Consider the following 1,283-nt stretch of genomic DNA (forward strand, 5'->3'; position numbering starts at 1 on the left):
CGGTGTCGGCGACCGACCGGTACAGCACGCCGGCCGTGCCGTCGTCCAGCGGGTGCGCGCAGTCGATCTCCGGCAGCCGGAACTCCAGCCCGAAGCGCTCCAGCCCGAGGCCGCGCAGGAACGGCGAGCCGACGGTCATCGGGTGCACGGCCGAGCAGTGGTCGTGCAGCAGCCCGGGCACGATCCCCGCCCCGCTGCGCGCCCCGCCGCCCACCTCCTCGGCGGCCTCCAGCACGGTCACCCGCACCCCGGCCCGCGCCAGCCGCACGGCGGCGGCCAGCCCGTTGGGCCCGCCGCCCACCACCACCGCGGTACTCATACGGCCAGCATCCCGCATCCGCCCGCCGCCGGCGCCGCAGCACCGCTCAGAGGCAGATCCAGCAGTAGAGGTCCTCACCCGCCTCGCGAGCGCGGCGCGCCAGGGCGGACAGCTCCTCGACCAGCGGCCGCAGGTCCTCGCCGTCCGCGCCGTCCAGCTCCTCCGCCTGCGCCGCCCACCGGGCGCTGACGTCCGAAGCCTCCGCCGCCGGAAGGTCCGCCAGGGTGTCCCGCACCGGCCGCCCGAGCCGCGTCACCCACGGCCCGGTCGCCCACGGGTCGTCCTCGCCCGAGGGCCCCTCCCGGCCGGGCGGCGGCGTGGTCGGCCACACCGGCGTCTCGCCGACCAGGCCGACCGCCCACTCCACCCGCCGGACGACGGCGACCAGCTGCCCCAGCACGACACTCGGGTCCACCCCCTTCGCCTCGACCCCGTCGAACACCGTCCCCGCGCCTCCGACCAGCGGCCCGCCCTCGGTCTCGCCGAGAGCGTCGAGCACGGCCGCGTCGTCGGCCGCACGGAAGTAGTCGGTCAGCACGCCCATGTCCGGCGGCTCCTGTCTGATCGGTGGTGGATCCGGTGCACAGGTAGTGGATCAGACACCACTGACACCGCTCATCTGGCGGGGAACGTCCGGTCCTCCGAGAACGGGCCCCGCCGACGCCCGGCTCAGGCGTCGGTGGCCAGTGGGCGGGCCGGGGGGCGGTGCGGGGTGGTGCGGGGGTGGGTGGGGAGCGGGAGGCCGAGGGAGTCGTCGGAGCCGGCCGGCAGGGCGAGGGCGGCGGTGGCCTCCGGCGGCAGGTCGCGCAGTCCGAGCAGTCCGGCGGAGAGCCGGGCGGTGGCGCGGTGCCAGTCGCCGATCCGCCGCATCAGGGTGTGGCCGGTGCCGGTGACGGTGTAGCCGCAGACCCGGGCGCCCGCCGCGCGGCCGCGGGCGGCGAAGGCGCCGGTGTCGGAGCGGTCG

Annotated in this window: 1 protein-coding gene and 2 pseudogenes; all 3 read right to left on the bottom strand. The window is 77.6% G+C overall.

Annotated elements, in window-relative coordinates; all coding sequences use genetic code 11:
- Positions 1 to 337, bottom strand: a pseudogene (locus ABD308_RS23205) (FAD-dependent oxidoreductase); the annotation flags it as partial.
- A 28-nt stretch (positions 338 to 365) separates the two neighbouring features.
- Complete coding sequence (locus tag ABD308_RS23210) at positions 366 to 863, bottom strand: hypothetical protein (RefSeq protein ID WP_344338180.1); 498 nt, start codon at positions 861 to 863, stop codon at positions 366 to 368.
- Positions 864 to 988: 125 nt separating this feature from the next.
- Positions 989 to 1,283, bottom strand: a pseudogene (locus ABD308_RS23215) (alpha/beta hydrolase); the annotation flags it as partial.

It is taken from the genome of Kitasatospora putterlickiae (assembly GCF_039527695.1).
Taxonomy (GTDB): Bacteria; Actinomycetota; Actinomycetes; order Streptomycetales; family Streptomycetaceae; genus Kitasatospora; species Kitasatospora putterlickiae.

Coding starts and splice junctions, on each gene's coding strand:
- ABD308_RS23210 (WP_344338180.1), bottom strand. CDS start 863: ATGGGCGTGCTGACCGACTACTTCCGTGCGGCCGACGACGCGGCCGTG.